Origin of the sequence: Nocardiopsis akebiae, assembly GCF_018316795.1 — a bacterium.
Classification (GTDB): domain Bacteria; phylum Actinomycetota; class Actinomycetes; order Streptosporangiales; family Streptosporangiaceae; genus Nocardiopsis; species Nocardiopsis dassonvillei.
Genome location: NZ_CP074132.1, coordinates 5824614 through 5841667, shown reverse-complemented (window position 1 = coordinate 5841667; position 17054 = coordinate 5824614). Strand labels below are relative to the sequence as shown.

The window sequence follows — 17054 nt, the reverse complement described above, 5'->3', positions numbered from 1 at the left end:
GGGCGGGGCGGTCATCGCCCCGCCCCCCGCGTCGGCCGCGGACGCCCTTCCCGGCGGCCCGAATGTCGCTTTTCGTTTCCGGTCGAATGCAGAGAGTCACAGAGCGAGTGCTCGCGTTCGGCCCGAAAAAGCACGGACGGCCTCCGGGCGGGACCCTCAGTCCTCGGAGCCGTTCCCGGGGTGGACCCAGCCGTTGGGCTCGCACCCCTGGAGGCCCAGGGTCTGCTGCTGCATCACCGGGGCCGGCTCCCCCTCGCCGGGGCAGTCCACGTGGCCGTGGCCCAGGGTGTGTCCCACCTCGTGGTTGATCAGGTAGATCCGGTAGGTCTCCAGGTCGTCCTCGAAGTGGGGGACGCCCGACACCCAGCGGTTCTGGTTGATGATCGCCCGGTTCCCGTTCGCGCAGGACACGTACCCGTCGGTGTTCAGCGGGGCGCACAGCCGGTCCACGGTGTCCGGGGCGGCCAGGAGCACGCGGACGTCGGCGTCCTCGCCGTCCACCCGCCGCATCGCTCGCTCGCCGTCGTCGCCCCAGCTGCGCGGATCGCCCAGGATCTCCTCCACGGCGGCCGCGAAGTCCTCGGAGTCCCCGGGCAGCCCCTTCTCGACCTCCACGGCGAAGGTGGTCACCGGGCCGCCGCCCACGACGTCGCTCTCGCCCTCCAGCACGGAGAACTCGCCGTCGGCGCTCTCGACCTCCTCCTCCACGGAGCGGAGCAGCAGCGGGGTCTCCTCCTCGGTCCGCTCGGCGGGGTCGGCGGAGGGCTCCGTGCCGGACGCGGCGGCCCCGCCCGCCGAGTCCCGGCCCTCCGCTGAGGTGCTCCGGTCGCCGCCCCCCTCGGGAACCCCGTCGCCCACCGGTCCGGACGCGGAGGTCTCGGCGGGGTCGCCGAGGTCGGGCCCGTATCCGGGCACGCTCACCATGAGCACGGTGGAGGCGCCGGAGACCAGGCACAGACCGAGCGCCAGACCCATCGGGTACCGGCGGCGCTTGCGGTGCCGGGCACGGGGGCGACCCCCGGGCGAAGCGGACGTGGGCACGGGAACCAGCCTCTCGACGGCGGACGACGGACCCAGCATGCCAGAGTCCGGCCCAAGGAAAGGCCAAGTCAGTGTCCGGGAAGAGCAGGTGTGGGAGGGCGTGAACGTCCTGCGGTCCTTCGCGGCTTCCGTGTGCTTCCGTTCCTTCCACGGTGCGGTCCGGATGTGTCCTTCGACCCCCTGGACGGGTCCCGTCCGCTCCCGGCCGCCCGCCGCGCCGATACCCTTCAACCGCAAGCGAGACAACAGGGCTGCTGGGAGGCATCAGGTGCGCATCGCGCGGTTAGCGTCCGGTGACGAGGTCGGATTCGGCCTTGTAGAGAAGGATTCCGACACCGGAAAGGAGTTCGTCGCCCGGCTGAGCGGCCACCCCCTCATCGGCGACATCCAGCTGACCGGGGAGCGGGCCGAGCTCTCCGACGTCCGGCTGCTGTCACCGGTGCTGCCGACCAAGGTGGTCTGCATCGGCAAGAACTACGCGGACCACGTCGCGGAGATGAAGGACGTCACGGGGGAGTCCACAGACGAGCCCGTCGTCTTCCTCAAGCCCTCCACCGCCGTGACCGGGCCCCGCGACCCGATCTTCCGCCCCGCCGTCTCCGAGCGGGTGGACTACGAGGGCGAGCTGGCCATCGTCATCTCCCGCCCCTGCCGCGAGGTGCCGCGCGAGCGAGCCAAGGACGTCATCTTCGGCTACACCGTCGCCAACGACGTCACCGCCCGCGACCTCCAGAAGAAGGACAAGCAGTGGACGCGGGCCAAGGGCTTCGACTCCTTCTGCCCCATCGGCCCCTGGATCACCACCGGGATGAGCATCGAGGAGGCGCAGGACCTGGCCGTCACCACCACCGTGGACGGCCAGACCCGCCAGGACGGGCGCACGTCGCAGTTCATCCACGACATCCCGGACATCATCGCCTACGTCACCTCCTTCATGACGCTGCTCCCCGGTGACGTGGTCCTCACCGGAACCCCCGCCGGGGTGGGCCCGGTCGAGGTCGGCCAGGAGGTCGCGGTCACGGTGGAGCGGTTGGGCACCATCACCAACCGCGTAGTGGCCCGCGACTGAGGGCCCGGCTCCGCGCGCCGATCCCGCGCGGCCCGAGGGGTCGGCGGCGCCCGCGCCGCCGACCCGCGCACGAGTGGAAGGCAGTCCGTTGACGATCCCCCGACGCCGCCGCACCGGTGCCCTCGTCCTCGCCGGCGCGCTCGCCCTCGTGCTCCTGGCCGCGGGCACCGCCTACTGGACGGCCGCGCGCGCCGACGGCGGCGAGGGCGGCACCGGCACACCGACAGGGGGACCCGTGAGCGAACCGCACCGCATCATGCTGGCGGGAGACTCGATGACCCAGGGCGCCAACGGCGACCGGACCTGGCGCTACCACCTGTGGAACCACCTCTCCCCGCACGTCGAGGAGTTGGACTTCGTCGGCCCCTACAGCGACCCAGCGAGCCGGGACATGATCCTGCCGGTCCCCACCACCGAGGACGAGGTGACGCCGAGCCCGGACGGCGACCCGGCCGAGGACTACCAGGAGGACGGCGACGGCGGGCCGGTCCCCGGGGCGGACCCCTCCGACCCCGACGAGCAGCTCCCCGAGGACGGCACCGTCTGGCCAGGCGCTGACGGCGACCCGGACACCGCCGAGTACCGGGACCCCGACTTCGACCAGGACCACAACGCCCTGTGGGGCCGCACCCTGCGCGACGCCTCCTCCTCCATCCGGGAGGACGTCCGCGTCCACCGCCCGGACGTGCTGTGCGTCATGCTCGGCGTGAACGACCTGCTGTGGCCGGTCACGATGGAGGAGATGGAGTACCGGCTGCGCGGCTACGTCGAGGCGGCGCGCGAGGCCAACCCGCACCTGCGCGTCGTGCTCGCCGAGACCGTGCCCATCGCCCTGGCCGAATCCGACGAGGGCTTCGCCCTGCGCGTGTACGCCTACAACCTCCTGATCCGCGAGGTCGCCGCCGACATGTCCACGGAGCGTTCGCCGGTGATCAGCCTGGACGTGGCGGGCGGCGAGGACTGGGACCCGGCAGCCGACACCTACGACGGCACCCACCCCAACGCGCGCGGGGAGGTCAAGATCGCCGCGGCCTTCGCCGACGCCCTCGCGGAGGGCTACGGGATCGGGCGCCCCTACCCGCGCCCGCTCCCCACGGCCTCCGCGGGGGAGTGAGGCGGGGCGCCGCCCGCAGCCCCGCCCGCCTGGCACTTGCCCGGCCCCGGCCGGGGGAGCGGCCCCGTGCGCGCGGCGGGGACCAGCGGGTTCCCCCGGGCCCCCGCCCGGCGCGGATACCCTGGGCGCGTGACTGAGACTTCGATTCGTACCCGCTTCGCCCCGTCCCCCACGGGCATGTTCCACGTCGGCGGCGCGCGCTCCGCGCTGTTCAACTGGGCGCTGGCACAGCAGCGGCCCGAGGGCCGCATGGTGCTGCGCGTCGAGGACACCGACGCCGCCCGCAACCGCCCGGAGTGGACCGAGGGCATCATCCGCGCGCTGGCCTGGCTCGGCATCGGCGAGGACGACCCGCACTTCGAGGGCCCCTACTTCCAGTCGGAGTACGCGGACAAGCACCGCGAGACCGCGCAGGAGCTGTACAAGAACGGCCGCGCCTACTACTGCGACTGCACCCGCGAGGAGGTGCAGGAGCGGCGCGACAACCCCAACCTGGGCTACGACGGCTTCTGCCGCGACCGGAACCTGGCGCCCGGCCCGGGCCGGGCCCTGCGCTTCCGCGTGCCCGAGGGCGGTCCCACCGTCGTGGACGACCGGATCCGCGGCCGTGTGGAGTTCGAGCACTCCGCCATCGAGGACTTCGTGATCGCCCGCGCCGACGGCTCGCCGCTGTTCGTGCTGGCCAACGTCGTCGACGACGTCGAGATGCGCATCACCCACGTCGTCCGCGGCGAGGAGCACCTGTCCAACACCCCCAAGCAGCAGCTCCTGTGGGAGGCGCTGGGGCTGACCCCGCCGGTGTGGGCCCACCTGCCGGTCATCGTCAACGAGCAGCGCAAGAAGCTCTCCAAACGCCGTGACAAGGTCGCCCTGGAGTCCTACCAGGAGGAGGGCTACCTGCCGGAGGCGATGGTCAACTACCTCATGCTGCTTGGCTGGGCGCCGGGCGACGACCGCGAGATCATGCCCTGGTCGCAGATGCAGCCGCTCTTCCGGGTCGAGGACGTCAACAGCTCCAGCGCCTTCTTCGACGAGAAGAAGCTGCGCGCCTTCAACGGCGAGTACATCCGGGAGCTCTCCGCCGGGGAGTTCGCCGAGCGCTGCCGACCGTGGCTGACCGGCGACGCGGCCCCGTGGGACCCGGCCGACTACGACCCGGCGGTCTTCGCCGCCGTCGCCCCGCTCGCGCAGAGCCGCGTGGCGGTGCTCAGCGAGATCGTGCCGAACGTGGACTTCCTCTTCCTGCGCGAGCCCGTGGAGGACGAGAAGAGCTGGGCCAAGGCCATGAAGCCGGGCGTGGGCCGGGAGATGCTCCAGGCCGCCCTGGCGCGCTTCGCCGACCCGGAGCTGCCGTGGGCCGCCGAGGACCTCAAGGCCGCCACCGAGGAGGCCGGCGCCTCGCTGGGCCTGAAGCTGGGCAAGGCGCAGGCCCCCGTGCGCGTCGCGGTCACCGGCCGCACCGTCGGCCTGCCGCTGTTCGAGTCGCTGGAGCTGCTCGGCCGCGAGCGCGTCCAGGAGCGGCTGTCCGCGGCCCTGGCGAAGCTGGAAGCGCAGCAGGACCCCGCCGGGTCCTGAGGCGGACGGGGGTGGTCGGAGCCACAGCCCGGCCGCCCCGATTCCGGTTCGCGACCACTCCGAATGTCCGCTAGAGTTGTCCACGTCGCCGAGGGGGACGGGAAAGCGGAAGCGGACCGGGTCCTCCCAGAGCACTGGGGTATGGTGTAATCGGCAGCACGACTGATTCTGGTTCAGTTAGTCTAGGTTCGAGTCCTGGTACCCCAGCGCAGGTCAGCGCTGAGTCGCTGATCGCCCGGGTCGCAGACCCGAAAGCGCGCCCCCGTCGTCTAGTGGCCTAGGACGCCGCCCTCTCAAGGCGGTAACGGCGGTTCGAATCCGCTCGGGGGTACACAGAGGGAGAAGCTCTCACCAAGTGGGGGCTTTCTTTCTGGCCGGTGCACGCCACCGGTGTCCGGTTGGGGCGGGTATCGTAGTAGAGGTCCGCCCGGACCAGTCCGGCCCCCGTCGTCTAGTGGCCTAGGACGCCGCCCTCTCAAGGCGGTAACGGCGGTTCGAATCCGCTCGGGGGTACCAGCAGGTGAGGCTCCATCCACCAGGATGGGGCCTTTCGTGTTCTCCGGTCCCGCGAGCCCTCCGGAGCCGTGCGGGCCCGTCCCGGGCCGCGGAAGGCGGGTCCGCGATGCCGTGGCGCCCCTGGGATACTGGGCGGGCGCGGTTCCCCGGCCCCCAACCCCTGTCGGAGCGTATGAATAGCCACCCCCTCCCCCCAGCCGTCCGGACCGGACCGGCGCCCCCGGGTGCGCCGTGACCGGCCGTGAGCTCGGTCCGGGCGACCACCAGGACAAGGAGCTGCGCGAGGTCCTCAAGGACCTGTGTGAACAGGGGTGGGTGCTGAGGCAGGAGGGACACTGGGGTCGTCTGTACTGCGACTGCGGCTGCACCCGCATCCAGGTCCCCGGGACGCCGCGCAACTCCGGTCGGGCCGCGCGCCGCATCCGCCAGGAGGCTCGGCGCTGCCCGATGCCCCCTGACGATCCCCGGCGGGGCGCGGGCGGGCCCCGCGAGTGAGGCCTGTCCGTCCGGTCGCGGGCGGTGCGGGAGAACCCCGGCCGTGGTGGGGGCCGGCCGTTCCGGTTATCCTCGTGTTGACGTTTGCCAACGGATGGGCGGAGCCCGCCCGGTTCGGGGGCCGCGGCCGTTGACCGCGGCCGGTGAACCGGCGCACACCGGAGGACGCTCCGGAGGAAGGCGAGGCCGATGGCCGAGTACGAGTTCGTCTTCGTCGTGGACGGGTTCGACCTGGACGACCACGACACCGTCCAGGCACTCAGTGAGAGCTTCGACGCCCTGGTCTCCTCCTGGCACGGATCCCTCCGCCTGTCCGTGGCCGCGCTCGGCCCGGACGCGGTCGCTGCGGCCAGGTCGCTGGTGGAGCGCGTCCACGTGACCGTGCCCGGTGTGCGGATCGTCCGCCTCGACCGGGAGCTGGTCGGGATCTCCGACATCGCCGAGATCACCGGCCGTAGCAGGCAGAACGTCGACCAATGGGTCCGCGGGCAGCGCCACGACGGCGTCCCCTTCCCCGCGCCCGAGGCGGCCGTGGGCCGCTCCCTGGTGTGGCTGTGGTCCGAGGTCAACGCGTGGCTGCGCGGGATCGGCCTGGACGACGGTCAGCTCCGGCCCACGCGGACCGAGATGTCCGAGATCGACTGGCTGCTCCAGACCTCGCGCAAGGTCGAGCTCGCCCTGGTCCGCCACGCCAACAGCCCCGACGCGCGCCGGGTGGCCAAGCTGCTGGCCGCGCACGCCCGTACCACGCGCGAGTTCATCCACTACCTGGTGAAGAACCCGCGGGTGCGCGACGCCCGCGGCCGTTACACGGTGCTGGTCTGCTCGCCCCGGGACCAGGCGGTGGACGTCTTCCGCAGGCTGGAGGCGTTCGAGCACCCGGTCGTGCTCGCCACGGTGACCAACCGCATCCACGCCCTGGTCATGGTCGACGGGGAGGGCGAGCGCGGTGACGCGACCGAGCTGGTGCCCGGGATGACCGTGCGCGACTGGCTGGGGATGATCGCCCTGTCGCCCGAGAGCGAGTTCACCGTGGCGTCGGAGGGCGCGTCCACCAAGACCGCGCCCATCACCGCGCGGTCGCCGATGGACCTCGTCGGCGCCTGAGCACGGGACCGGTCCCCGGCGGCGGGCCGCCACGGGAGAGCCCCGCGCCCGCTCCCGGGCGGAGGACCGTCACCGGGCGCTTCACCCCGGCACCCGCCCGGCGGACCGTCTCCCGTGCGGCCCGACGGGCGGTGCCGCCCGGCTGGGTCGTGTTCCCCGGATCGTTTCGGTCCCGCCCCTCGTCCTCCGCCGCCCTCAACGGAGAGCCTTCGGCTCCAGTGCTTCCGCGAGCGCCGGGCTGCCTCCCGCCGCGCCGGTTTCGCTTGGGAAGCCGACCAGGCCGACCCGCGCGAACCGTCTTGCGAGAGGTCGCCCGGGGGCCGCTCGCTGATCCGAAGGCCTCCGCGGAGCACTCCTAGTGCGCGCCCTCGTAGCTGTGCAGGGACTCGCTGATCTTCTCCGCCGCCGACAGCACCGCCTGGGAGTGGATGCGGCCGGGGGAGCGGGTCAGACGCTCTATGGGGCCCGACACCGACACGGCGGCGATCACGCGCCCGCCGGGACCCGACACCGGCGCGGACACCGACGCCACGCCCTGCTCGCGCTCGGCCACGCTCTGGGCCCAGCGTCGGCGGCGCACCTGGGCCAGGCTGGCCGCCGTGAACCGCGCCCCCAGCAGGGAGCGGCGGATCCGGTCGGAGTCCTCCCAGGCCAGCAGTACCTGGGCGGCCGAGCCGGCGTTCATGGGCAACTCGCTGCCGACCGGAACCGTGTCGCGCAGCCCGCTGCTGCGCTCGGAGGCGGCCACGCACACCCGCAGGTCGCCCTGGCGGCGGTAGAGCTGCGCGCTCTCCCCGGTCAGGTCGCGCAGCTGCACCAGGACGGGGGAGGCCACGGCCAGCAGCCGGTCCTCGCCGGTCGCTATCGACAGCTCACCCAGGCGCGGGCCCAGCACGAAGCGCCCCTGGCTGTCGCGGGTGACCATGCGGTGGCGCTCCAGCGCCACCGCCAGCCGGTGGGCCGTCGGCCGGGCCAGACCGGTGATCTGTACCAACTGGGCCAGGGACGCCGGTCCCGACTCCAGGGCGTCGAGGACGGACATGGTCTTGTCCAGGACACCGACGCCGCTGGATGAGCTAGAGTTGTCCATGGCTTGATATTGCCGTCTCGAAATATGGAATGCAAGTCAGGCCGCAGTCCGCGCAGGGCTCCACACGAGACGCGCCCGAGACGATTACGAGAGAGGCGATCGCCCATGGCACGCACGATGGCCGAGAAGGTCTGGGAGGAGCACGTCGTCCGACGTGCCGACGGCGAGCCGGACCTGCTCTACATCGACCTCCACCTCGTCCACGAGGTGACCAGCCCGCAGGCCTTCGAGGGCCTGCGCCTGGCGGGCCGGTCCGTGCGCCGCCCGGACCTGACCATCGCCACCGAGGACCACAACGTCCCCACCCAGGACCTGCTGGCCCCCATCGCCGACCCGGTCTCCCGCAAGCAGGTCGAGACGCTGCGCAAGAACTGCTCCGACTTCGGCGTGCGGCTGCACCCGATGGGCGACATCGAGCAGGGCGTGGTTCACGTGGTCGGCCCCCAGCTGGGCCTGACCCAGCCGGGCATGACCATCGTCTGCGGCGACAGCCACACCAGCACCCACGGCGCGTTCGGCGCCCTGGCGTTCGGTATCGGCACCAGCCAGGTCGAGCACGTCCTGGCCACCCAGACCCTGCCGATGGCCCCCTTCAAGACGATGGCCGTCACCGTGAACGGCACGCTGCGTCCGGGGGTGTCCGCCAAGGACGTCATCCTCGCGGTCATCGCCAAGATCGGCACCGGCGGCGGCCAGGGCTACGTCATCGAGTACCGGGGCGAGGCCATCGAGGCCCTGTCCATGGAAGCCCGCATGACCGTGTGCAACATGTCCATCGAGGCGGGCGCCCGCGCCGGGATGATCGCCCCGGACCAGACCACGTTCGACTACATCCGCGGCCGGGCGCACGCGCCGCGGGGTGAGGACTTCGACGCCGCGGTCGAGCACTGGAGGAGCCTGCGCACCGACGAGGGCGCGGTCTTCGACGCCGAGGTCGTGCTGGACGCCGACGAGCTCAGCCCGTTCGTCACCTGGGGCACCAACCCCGGCCAGGGCGTGCCGCTGGACGCCTCCGTGCCCGACCCCGCCTCGTTCGAGGACCCCTCCGCCCGCGCCGCCGCCGAGAAGGCCCTGGCCTACATGGACCTCGCGGCCGGAACGCCGATGCGCGAGGTGAGGGTGGACACCGTCTTCCTGGGCTCGTGCACCAACGGCCGCATCGAGGACCTGCGCTCCGCCGCCGAGATCATCCGCGGCCGCAGGGTGGCCGAGGGCGTGCGCATGCTCGTCGTCCCCGGCTCCATGCGGGTCAAGGAGCAGGCCAACGAGGAGGGCCTGGGCCGGGTCTTCGAGGAGGCCGGCGCCGAGTGGCGCGAGGCGGGCTGCTCGATGTGCCTGGGCATGAACCCCGACCAGCTCAAGCCCGGCGAGCGCAGCGCCTCCACCTCCAACCGCAACTTCGAGGGCCGCCAGGGCCGCGGTGGACGCACCCACCTGGTGTCGCCGCAGGTCGCCGCCGCCACCGCGGTGCGCGGCACCCTGTCCTCGCCCGCCGACCTGGCCGCCCTCTAGCGCGCCCCGTTAGGAGAGACCTCTCATGGAGAAGTTCGACGTCCACACCGGTCGGGCCGTGCCGCTGCGCGCGAGCAACGTCGACACCGACCAGATCATCCCGGCCGTCTACCTCAAGCGGGTCAGCCGGACCGGCTTCGAGGACGGCCTGTTCGCCGAGTGGCGCAAGTCCGACCCCGACTTCGTCCTCAACCGCCCCGAGTACCAGGGTGCGTCCGTACTGGTGGCCGGGCCGGACTTCGGCACGGGCTCCTCGCGCGAGCACGCCGTGTGGGCGCTCCAGGACTACGGCTTCAAGACGGTGCTGTCCTCGCGCTTCGCCGACATCTTCCGCGGCAACTCGCTCAAGGGCGGCCTGCTGACGGTCCTGCTGGCCCAGGAGGTCATCGACCGCGTCTGGGCGGCCGTCGAGGCCGACCCCGCCACCGAGGTGACCGTGGACCTGGTCGAGCGCGAGGTGCGGGTGCCGGCGGCGGACGTGCGGGAGTCCTTCGAACTGGACGACTACACCCGCTGGCGGCTCCTGGAGGGTCTGGACGACATCGCGCTGACCCTGCGCCACACGGACGAGATCGGGGAGTTCGAGGGCACCCGCAAGCCCTGGCTGCCGGTGACCCTCTAGACACTGATCGGCTTCTGGGCCGGGGTTTCGTGGTCTGTGTGACGCAGGACACCCCCGGTCCAGAAATATTTTACCTTTACATGCTGTGAGCGTCCGCTTACGGGTCTTCCGTCCTTAAGCCCAGCGTGCTTCGTGCCCGGAATCCGGTTATACGTAGGCATTTGAGGCTCGCAGAAGGGGTCAAAAGGGACTGAAGCCGGGAGCGTCTCCGGTCTGGACCGGAGTCCCCCGGAAGCTGCCGCGCAGGTGGGGATGGCCCCGACACGCCCTGCCCGTAGGCGTTTGTATTTGTGTAAGGGCCTCTGCTTCCCCTAATTTCGTGCGAGCAAGGGGGAACCGGAGGAACCTTATGAACAAGCGTGACCTGATCGACGCGATCTCCGATCGGCTCGGAGACAAGAAGACCGCGACCGAAGCGGTCAACGCTGTGCTTGACACCATTCAGGCCACCGTGGCGTCGGGCGACAAGGTCGCCATCACCGGCTTCGGCGTTTTCGAGAAGTCCGAGCGCGCGGCCCGCACGGCCCGCAACCCCGCCACCGGCGCCACCATCAACGTCCCCGCGAGCTTCGTTCCGAAGTTCCGCGCTGGCGCTGACTTCAAGGCTCTGGTCAACGGCGACAAGAAGTAACCCGCCACCGCACGGCGACGGGTCCGTCCGCCCGGGTCCCCTTCGAGGGGCCCGGGCGGAACGCGTTTGTGGGCCCTGTGAGGCTCATGGGGCGCGGGGGAGCCAAGAGGGTGCGCATGGGGTTCATGTGGCTCAGGAGGAGCACCAGGAGGGTGCCTGAGGGCCTTGTGAGGCTCATGGGGAGCACACGCGGCGCACGAGGCCCCTGCGGCGCCACGAGGGTGGGGGAAGGGCGCCAGGAGGGCTCAGGGCGCGCTCTGGGGGCACAGGCCGCCGCCCACGAGCTCCCACAGCCCGCGCGTCCTGGGGCCCACGCCCAGCGCGACCGCGGCGCGCAGGTCCTCGAACGTGTCCACGTCGCGCCGCACGGACGCCACGTCCGGCACCACCAGCTCCCTGGCGCCCCCGGCCAGGTGGCGGGCCCGCGAGGGCCCCTCGAAGGCCGGGGTGAACGGGTGCCCGGGCGCGGCGGCGAACAGCGTCGTCCCCACGCCGGGAGTGTCCGGCAGGAAAGAGCGGCCCTGCCCGGCCGCCGCGGCCAGGACCCGCTCCAGCTCCTCGGGGCGCAGCGCGGGCAGGTCGGCGGACAGGGCGCACACCCCGAGCCCGGGCATGCGCCGCCGCGCGAGGGCGGCCCCGTGCTCCAGCGCCGGGTTCAGCCCCGTGCCGGGCTCGCCGCCCACCACCACCGCGCCCGACCGGGCCAGTTCGGCGCCCGCGCGCGCGTCCTCGGTCACCACGAACACCGCCGCCACCTCGGAGCAGGCCCGCGCCGCGGCCACCGTGTCGCAGGCGATGGCCAGCGCCAGGTCCTCGCGGCGCCCCCTAGCGGCCGGGGCCAGCCGCGTCTTGGCGCGGCCGAGGCGCTTCACCGGGACGACCAGGGACCAGCGCGCCCCGGGGCACGGCGCCCCGCCCTGCTCTCCACAGCCGGTCACGGTCCCTCCGGAACGTCGGTACGGCACGACAGTGACGAGGGTAGGCGTTCAGGGAGGAGCCGTCGGCTGCGCCACCCGCGACGGGCCGCGTCCGCCGAACACGCCCTACACTGAATCGGTTGTGCTGTGCGGCCTCGACGGGCCCGGAGTGATGGAGTGAGGAGTCCCGTGGCCAAGCAACGAGAATCCCGGTGGGTGAAAGCGGTCGTCTCCCGGATCGTCCGGTTCGTCCTGTGGTTCGTGACCAAGCCGGACTGGAAGGGCACCGAGCACGTCCCGGCCAGAGGCGGCGCGATCATCGCCCTCAACCACCTGTCCCTGGCGGACCCGCTCACGGTCGCCCACTTCCTCTACATCGGCGCCCGGCGCTGGCCGACCTTCACCATGAAGGAGGGGGTCATGCGCATCCCCGTGGTCAGCGCGGTGGCCAGGAGCACCGGCCAGATCCCGGTCAAGCGCGGCAGCACCGACGCCGTCAAGGCGCTCCACGAGGCCGAGCTGGCACTCACCCGGGACGAGGCCTCGGTGATCTTCTACCCCGAGGGCACCTGCACCCGGGACCCGAACCTGTGGCCGATGGCCGCCAAGACCGGCGTGGCGCGCCTGGCCCTCACCACGGGCGTGCCCGTGGTCCCGGTGGCGCACTGGGGCGAACAGCACATCATGCCCTACGGCACCAAGAAGGTCAGGCTTTTCCCGCGCAAGCGCGTCGAGTTCCTGGCCGGACCGCCCGTGGACCTGTCCCGGTTCCGGGACCAGCCGCTGACCGGAACGGTCCTGCGGGAGGCCACCGAGGCGATCATGGCCGACATCACCGCCCTCCAGGCGCGGATCCGCGGCGAGGAGCCGCCCGCGGTCCCCTACGACCCCAGGAGGACGCGGGCCGCGGCCGCCGGCAGCGGGGAGCGGCCCTCCGTGGACGGCGGCACGCCCGCCGCGGCTGACAGCACGGCGCCGACCGACGACCAGGCCGGGGCGAAGAGCGACAACGGCGGGAACGGCGCGGGGGCATGAGGGAGCCGATGGGTACCGACGACGTGAGGATCGCCGTTCTCGGCGCGGGGTCGTGGGGCACCGTGTTCGCCAACATCATCGCGGACGCGGCCGACCTGGCCAGGCAACGCCATCCGGACGGCCCCGCCGCCGAGGTCGTCCTGTGGGGAAGGCGCTCCTCGGTGGTCGACGCGATCAACGAGACCTCGCAGAACCCCGACTACTTCCCCGGGATCGCACTCAACCCGCGCCTGAGCGCCACCGCCGACGCCCCCAAGGCGCTGGCGGGGGCCGACGTGGTGGTGCTGGCGGTGCCGTCGCAGACGCTGCGGGCCAACCTCGTGGACTGGCGCCCCCACCTGCGCGAGGACGCGGTGGTCGTCAGCCTCATGAAGGGTGTGGAACTGGGTACCCGCATGCGGGTGAGCCAGATCATCGCCGAGGTCCTGGAGTACTCCGAGGAGCGCATCGCGGTCGTGTCGGGCCCCAACCTGGCCCGTGAGATCGCCGAGCGGCAGCCCGCCACCGCAGTGGTCGCCTGCCCGCACGAGCCGACGGCCGTGCGGCTCCAGAACCTGTTCAAGTCGGCCTACTTCCGCCCCTACACCAGCACCGACCTGGTCGGGGTGGAGATCGGCGGCGCGATGAAGAACGTGATCGGCCTGGCCGTCGGCGTGGCCGAGGGCATGGGCTTCGGGGACAACACCAAGGCGTCCCTCATCACCCGCGGCCTGGCCGAGACCACGCGCCTGGCCGTGGCCCTGGGCGCGGACGAGCACACCCTGTCCGGCCTGGCCGGAATGGGTGACCTGGTCGCGACATGCTCGTCGCCGCTGTCGCGAAACCGGACCTTCGGTGAGAAACTGGGCGCTGGCAAAACCCTCGAACAGGTCGTCGCGGAGACCAAGCAGACGGCCGAGGGGGTCAAGTCCTCCGAATCCGTCCTGGAACTCGGATGGGCCCACGGGGTCGACATGCCGATCACCGAGGCCGTCGTCAAGATGATGCACCACGACCTGAGCCCGGCCGAGGCGCTGGCCGCCTTCATGGCGCGCAGCGCCAAGCCGGAGCGCTACGGGGTCTGAGAGCGAGCACGATGTCACACACACCAGGGTCCGCGGCGGGAGCCGGGGCCGAGGGCGAGTACACGCGGGCGGTCTCCCTCCCGCAGGCGCCGGTTCCCGCCGAGCGCCCGATGCGCATGCCCGTCCACCGGGCCACCACCTACGCGTTCGACACCTCCCGGGAATACGCGGACGTGCTGGCGGGCACCCGACAGGGCTACTCCTACGCGCGCATCGACAGCCCCACCGTGGACGCGTTCGCCGACGCCGTCGCGGCCCTGGAGGGCGCCGGGGTGCCGGGTCCGGTGCGCGGACAGGCCTTCTCCTCGGGCATGGGCGCGCTCAGCACGGTGTTCATGGCGCTGACCGAGGCCGGATCCCATGTGGTGGCCTCGCAGTCCATCTACGGCAACACCCACTCGCTGCTGGACCGGCTGCTGCGCCGGTTCGGCGTGCGCACCGACTTCGTGGACATCACCGACCCCGACGCCGTGCGCGCCGCCGTGGGACCCGACACCCGGATGGTGTTCACCGAGACGCTGTCCAACCCCACCATGACCGTCTCCGACCTGCCCGAGCTGGCACGGATCTCCCACGAGGCCGGCGCCGTCCTGGTGGTGGACTCCACCTTCGCCTCCCCGGCCGTATGCCGTCCCCTGGAGCACGGCGCCGACGTGGTCGTGCACTCGGCCACCAAGTACATCGGAGGCCACAGCGACACCACCGGCGGCGTGGCCGTGGCCTCGCCCGACCTGATCGCGCGCATCCGTTCCGCGCGCGTGGACCTGGGCCCCTGCCTGGCCCCCGACGAGGCCTACCTGCTGCACCGCGGGCTGGAGACGCTGCCGCTGCGGGTGCAGCGCCAGTGCGAGAGCGCGGCGGCCCTCGCCGCGGCGCTGGAGGGCCATCCTCTGGTGGAGCGGGTCGACCACCCCTCGCTGGCCTCCCACCCCCAGTCGGCCCTCGCCGACAAGCTGTTCGACCAGGGCCGCTACGGCGCGGTCGTGACCGTGCACCCGCGCGGCGGACGCGAGGCCGGGATGGCCTTCGCCGACCGGCTGCGCGTGGCCACCATCGCCGCCTCGCTGGGCGGCACGCACACGCTCGCCGGACACGTCGCCTCCACGTCGCACCGCAGCATGAGCGAGCCGGAACTGGCCGCCGCGGGCATCTCACCGGGGGCGGTACGGTTCTCCGTCGGCCTGGAGGACCCCCGTGACCTCGTCGAGGACGCCCTGGCGGCCCTCGGCGGGGACAGCTGACACACCGCGGGGTTCCACCCGCTCCGGTTCCAACCAACGGCGAGATAGGGTCAGGCAGCATGTCGTCCGAACAGCGCAAGATTCGGGTGGCCGTCGTCTTCGGCGGGCGTAGCTCCGAACACGAGATCTCCTGCGTCACCGCGGGCAGCGTGCTGTCCGTCGTCGACCACGACCGCTACGAGATCGTGCCGGTCGGTATCACCCGCACGGGCAACTGGGTGCTGACCTCGGGCGACCCCGAGAGCCTGCGCATCGACGCGGGCACCAGCGCGCTGCCGTCGGTGTCCGAGGACGGCGTCGACCTCGCGCTGCCCTTCGACTCGGCGGGCCAGCTGATGGTCGTGGACCCGGTCAAGGGCCCCGAGCGCCTGGCCGGGGTGGACGTGGTGCTGCCGCTGCTGCACGGCCCCTTCGGCGAGGACGGCACCATCCAGGGCCTGTTCGAGATGATGGGCGTGCGCTACGCCGGGGCCGGGGTGTTCTCCAGCTCCGCCTCCATGGACAAGGTCTTCATGAAGGCCATGCTGCGCGGCAACGGCATCCCCACCAGCGACTTCGTGGCCATCACCGACCGTCAGTGGCGCACAGAGCGCAAGAGGGTGCTGGACGACGTGGCCGAGCTCGGCGCCACCGTGTTCGTCAAGCCCGCCCGCGCGGGCAGCAGCGTGGGCATCAGCAAGGTGGAGGACTCCTCCGACGCCGACGCGGTGGCCGCCGCGGTCGAGGCCGCCCGCGAGCACGACCCCAAGGTGCTGGTGGAGGCCCAGGTCGTGGGCCGTGAGGTGGAGTGCGGCGTCCTGGAGTCCGAGGACGGCGGCACGCCCGACGTGTCCGTCCCGGCCGAGGTGCACGTCGCCGACGGCTTCGACTTCTACGACTTCGAGGCCAAGTACCTGTCCACGAGCAGCCTGACCATCCCGGCCGAGCTCCCCGAGGAGGCCACGGCGCGCCTGCGCGCGCTGGCCGCCGAGGTGTTCGAGGCGATGGGGTGCGAGGGCCTGGCCCGCGTGGACTTCTTCTACACCGAGGACGGCGACATCCTCGTCAACGAGCTCAACACCATGCCCGGCTTCACCCCGGCGTCGGCCTTCCCGCAGATGTGGGCCGCCACCGGCGTGGACTACGCGGCCCTGGTGGAGCGGATGATCTCCACGGCGCTGCGCCGCGCCCCCGGCCTGCGGTAGCAGGGGCCCTCCCCGGGCGGGCGGCCCGAGCGTTCGCCCGACCGTGTACTCTCTGGGGTTTCTCTCCGAAAACGCGTACGCTGGAACGGTGCTCTCGTTACGCTCAGGTGCTCTCGTTACGCTCAGCAGCGTTCCGGATACCGCAGGGGGTACAGATGACGTGTGCTTCTCAAGAGCGGGTGGAGGAGACGAAGATGGACCTCCCGACGCTGGCTGAAAGCCTCGAACTCCCGGATGGTTACCGCACGGAGATCATCAACGGGAGCATTATCGTGTCGCCGACACCGACCTACCGGCACGCCAGGGCTGTTAGGAAGCTTGAAAGGGTTCTCTCTCACGTAGAGGAAGAGGGGCTCGACATGCTGCAGACGGCGACGGTGGAAGTCAGTGGGACCGGGGACCGCTACGTTCCCGATCTCCTGGTTATACCGACGGCTCTGGCCGAGGGCGAGGGGTGGGACGGTCCGGAGTGGATTCGGCCGGCAGAGGCGTTGGAGCTCGCGGTGGAGGTCGTCTCTCCGAGCAGTGCCCTCCACGACTGGCAGGCCAAGGCACGGGGGTACGCCAGAGCCGGAGTACCCCTCTACTTGGTCGTCGACCCCCGCAGGAGTGAGGTCGCGCTCTTCTCCGACCCCAAGGGCGACGAGTACCAGGAGGTCGCTCGCGCCGTACGGGGGGATCGGTGAACCTCCCCAAACCCTTCGACGTCGAGATCGAGGCCTCCGCGCTGCTCACGTGAGTACGGGCACGCCCGAGTCGGGCGGCGGAAGTATCCACAGGCGGGCGACCGGGTGGTTGCCCGCCTTCCGCGTTCGCGAGGACACTGGTACACGGGGGCGGG

At 71.9% G+C, this 17054-nt stretch carries 16 protein-coding genes and 3 tRNA genes; 16 read left to right on the top strand and 3 right to left on the bottom strand.

All coding sequences use genetic code 11. The features are described from left to right. Positions 1 to 156: 156 nt before the first annotated feature. Complete coding sequence (locus tag KGD83_RS24950; RefSeq protein WP_212644598.1) at positions 157 to 975, bottom strand: DUF3152 domain-containing protein; 819 nt, start codon at positions 973 to 975, stop codon at positions 157 to 159. A gap of 334 nt (positions 976 to 1309) precedes the next feature. Here KGD83_RS24950 and KGD83_RS24945 point away from each other — a divergent pair, with 334 nt between their 5' ends. From KGD83_RS24945 to KGD83_RS24910, 8 genes are all read left to right on the top strand, one after another. Next, a complete protein-coding gene (locus KGD83_RS24945) occupies positions 1310 to 2110 on the top strand; it encodes a fumarylacetoacetate hydrolase family protein (RefSeq protein WP_212641429.1) in 801 nt (266 codons plus the stop codon). An 88-nt stretch (positions 2111 to 2198) separates the two neighbouring features. Continuing rightward, positions 2199 to 3224: a GDSL-type esterase/lipase family protein gene (locus tag KGD83_RS24940; protein WP_212641428.1), complete on the top strand. Its 1026-nt coding sequence runs from the start codon at positions 2199 to 2201 to the stop codon at positions 3222 to 3224. Positions 3225 to 3353: 129 nt separating this feature from the next. After that, positions 3354 to 4799: a glutamate--tRNA ligase gene (gltX, locus tag KGD83_RS24935; protein WP_212641427.1), complete on the top strand. Its 1446-nt coding sequence runs from the start codon at positions 3354 to 3356 to the stop codon at positions 4797 to 4799. Positions 4800 to 4934: 135 nt separating this feature from the next. After that, positions 4935 to 5006, top strand: a tRNA-Gln gene (locus KGD83_RS24930). Between the two features lie 51 nt (positions 5007 to 5057). After that, positions 5058 to 5130, top strand: a tRNA-Glu gene (locus KGD83_RS24925). 109 nt (positions 5131 to 5239) lie between these two features. Then, positions 5240 to 5315, top strand: a tRNA-Glu gene (locus tag KGD83_RS24920). Between the two features lie 231 nt (positions 5316 to 5546). Further along, positions 5547 to 5810 carry a hypothetical protein gene (locus KGD83_RS24915; RefSeq protein WP_212641426.1) on the top strand — a complete coding sequence of 88 codons (264 nt, stop codon included), beginning with the start codon at positions 5547 to 5549 and terminating at the stop codon, positions 5808 to 5810. A gap of 189 nt (positions 5811 to 5999) precedes the next feature. Further along, on the top strand, positions 6000 to 6917 hold the full coding sequence (locus KGD83_RS24910; protein ID WP_212641425.1) for a helix-turn-helix transcriptional regulator: 918 nt from the start codon (positions 6000 to 6002) through the stop codon (positions 6915 to 6917). Between the two features lie 355 nt (positions 6918 to 7272). Here KGD83_RS24910 and KGD83_RS24905 read toward each other — a convergent pair whose 3' ends face one another. After that, positions 7273 to 7959 carry an IclR family transcriptional regulator gene (locus KGD83_RS24905; RefSeq protein ID WP_019608647.1) on the bottom strand — a complete coding sequence of 229 codons (687 nt, stop codon included), beginning with the start codon at positions 7957 to 7959 and terminating at the stop codon, positions 7273 to 7275. Between the two features lie 153 nt (positions 7960 to 8112). Between KGD83_RS24905 and leuC the strand changes: the two genes are divergently transcribed. From leuC to KGD83_RS24890, 3 genes are all read left to right on the top strand, one after another. Then, positions 8113 to 9519, top strand: coding sequence for a 3-isopropylmalate dehydratase large subunit (gene leuC / locus KGD83_RS24900; RefSeq protein ID WP_212641424.1), 1407 nt, complete (start codon positions 8113 to 8115; stop codon positions 9517 to 9519). Between the two features lie 25 nt (positions 9520 to 9544). Next, the gene (gene leuD / locus KGD83_RS24895) at positions 9545 to 10141 is read left to right on the top strand and encodes a 3-isopropylmalate dehydratase small subunit (RefSeq protein ID WP_212641423.1); all 597 of its coding nucleotides are present in this window, start codon (positions 9545 to 9547) and stop codon (positions 10139 to 10141) included. A 349-nt stretch (positions 10142 to 10490) separates the two neighbouring features. Beyond that, the gene (locus KGD83_RS24890) at positions 10491 to 10772 is read left to right on the top strand and encodes an HU family DNA-binding protein (protein WP_013151244.1); all 282 of its coding nucleotides are present in this window, start codon (positions 10491 to 10493) and stop codon (positions 10770 to 10772) included. A gap of 245 nt (positions 10773 to 11017) precedes the next feature. Here KGD83_RS24890 and cofC read toward each other — a convergent pair whose 3' ends face one another. Beyond that, entirely contained in the window at positions 11018 to 11710 is a 693-nt protein-coding gene (cofC, locus tag KGD83_RS24885; protein ID WP_212641422.1) for a 2-phospho-L-lactate guanylyltransferase, read from the bottom strand. Between the two features lie 168 nt (positions 11711 to 11878). Here cofC and KGD83_RS24880 point away from each other — a divergent pair, with 168 nt between their 5' ends. From KGD83_RS24880 to KGD83_RS24860, 5 genes are all read left to right on the top strand, one after another. Further along, a complete protein-coding gene (locus tag KGD83_RS24880) occupies positions 11879 to 12724 on the top strand; it encodes a lysophospholipid acyltransferase family protein (protein WP_212641421.1) in 846 nt (281 codons plus the stop codon). A gap of 8 nt (positions 12725 to 12732) precedes the next feature. Further along, the gene (locus KGD83_RS24875) at positions 12733 to 13788 is read left to right on the top strand and encodes an NAD(P)H-dependent glycerol-3-phosphate dehydrogenase (RefSeq protein WP_212641420.1); all 1056 of its coding nucleotides are present in this window, start codon (positions 12733 to 12735) and stop codon (positions 13786 to 13788) included. Positions 13789 to 13799: 11 nt separating this feature from the next. After that, a complete protein-coding gene (locus KGD83_RS24870; protein ID WP_212641419.1) occupies positions 13800 to 15029 on the top strand; it encodes a trans-sulfuration enzyme family protein in 1230 nt (409 codons plus the stop codon). Between the two features lie 59 nt (positions 15030 to 15088). Then, a complete protein-coding gene (locus KGD83_RS24865) occupies positions 15089 to 16213 on the top strand; it encodes a D-alanine--D-alanine ligase family protein (protein WP_212641418.1) in 1125 nt (374 codons plus the stop codon). 194 nt (positions 16214 to 16407) lie between these two features. Next, a complete protein-coding gene (locus KGD83_RS24860; protein WP_249352020.1) occupies positions 16408 to 16899 on the top strand; it encodes a Uma2 family endonuclease in 492 nt (163 codons plus the stop codon). The last annotated feature ends 155 nt before the right edge of the window (positions 16900 to 17054 follow it).

What these genes read in the sequence shown, in the direction of transcription:
- KGD83_RS24950 (WP_212644598.1), bottom strand. Translation starts at nt 975, where the DNA reads ATGGGTCTGGCGCTCGGTCTGTGCCTGGTCTCCGGCGCCTCCACCGTG.
- KGD83_RS24910 (WP_212641425.1), top strand. Translation starts at nt 6,000, where the DNA reads ATGGCCGAGTACGAGTTCGTCTTCGTCGTGGACGGGTTCGACCTGGAC.
- KGD83_RS24905 (WP_019608647.1), bottom strand. Translation starts at nt 7,959, where the DNA reads ATGTCCGTCCTCGACGCCCTGGAGTCGGGACCGGCGTCCCTGGCCCAG.
- leuC (WP_212641424.1), top strand. Translation starts at nt 8,113, where the DNA reads ATGGCACGCACGATGGCCGAGAAGGTCTGGGAGGAGCACGTCGTCCGA.
- leuD (WP_212641423.1), top strand. Translation starts at nt 9,545, where the DNA reads ATGGAGAAGTTCGACGTCCACACCGGTCGGGCCGTGCCGCTGCGCGCG.
- KGD83_RS24890 (WP_013151244.1), top strand. Translation starts at nt 10,491, where the DNA reads ATGAACAAGCGTGACCTGATCGACGCGATCTCCGATCGGCTCGGAGAC.
- KGD83_RS24875 (WP_212641420.1), top strand. Translation starts at nt 12,733, where the DNA reads ATGGGTACCGACGACGTGAGGATCGCCGTTCTCGGCGCGGGGTCGTGG.
- KGD83_RS24870 (WP_212641419.1), top strand. Translation starts at nt 13,800, where the DNA reads ATGTCACACACACCAGGGTCCGCGGCGGGAGCCGGGGCCGAGGGCGAG.
- KGD83_RS24865 (WP_212641418.1), top strand. Translation starts at nt 15,089, where the DNA reads ATGTCGTCCGAACAGCGCAAGATTCGGGTGGCCGTCGTCTTCGGCGGG.
- KGD83_RS24860 (WP_249352020.1), top strand. Translation starts at nt 16,408, where the DNA reads ATGGACCTCCCGACGCTGGCTGAAAGCCTCGAACTCCCGGATGGTTAC.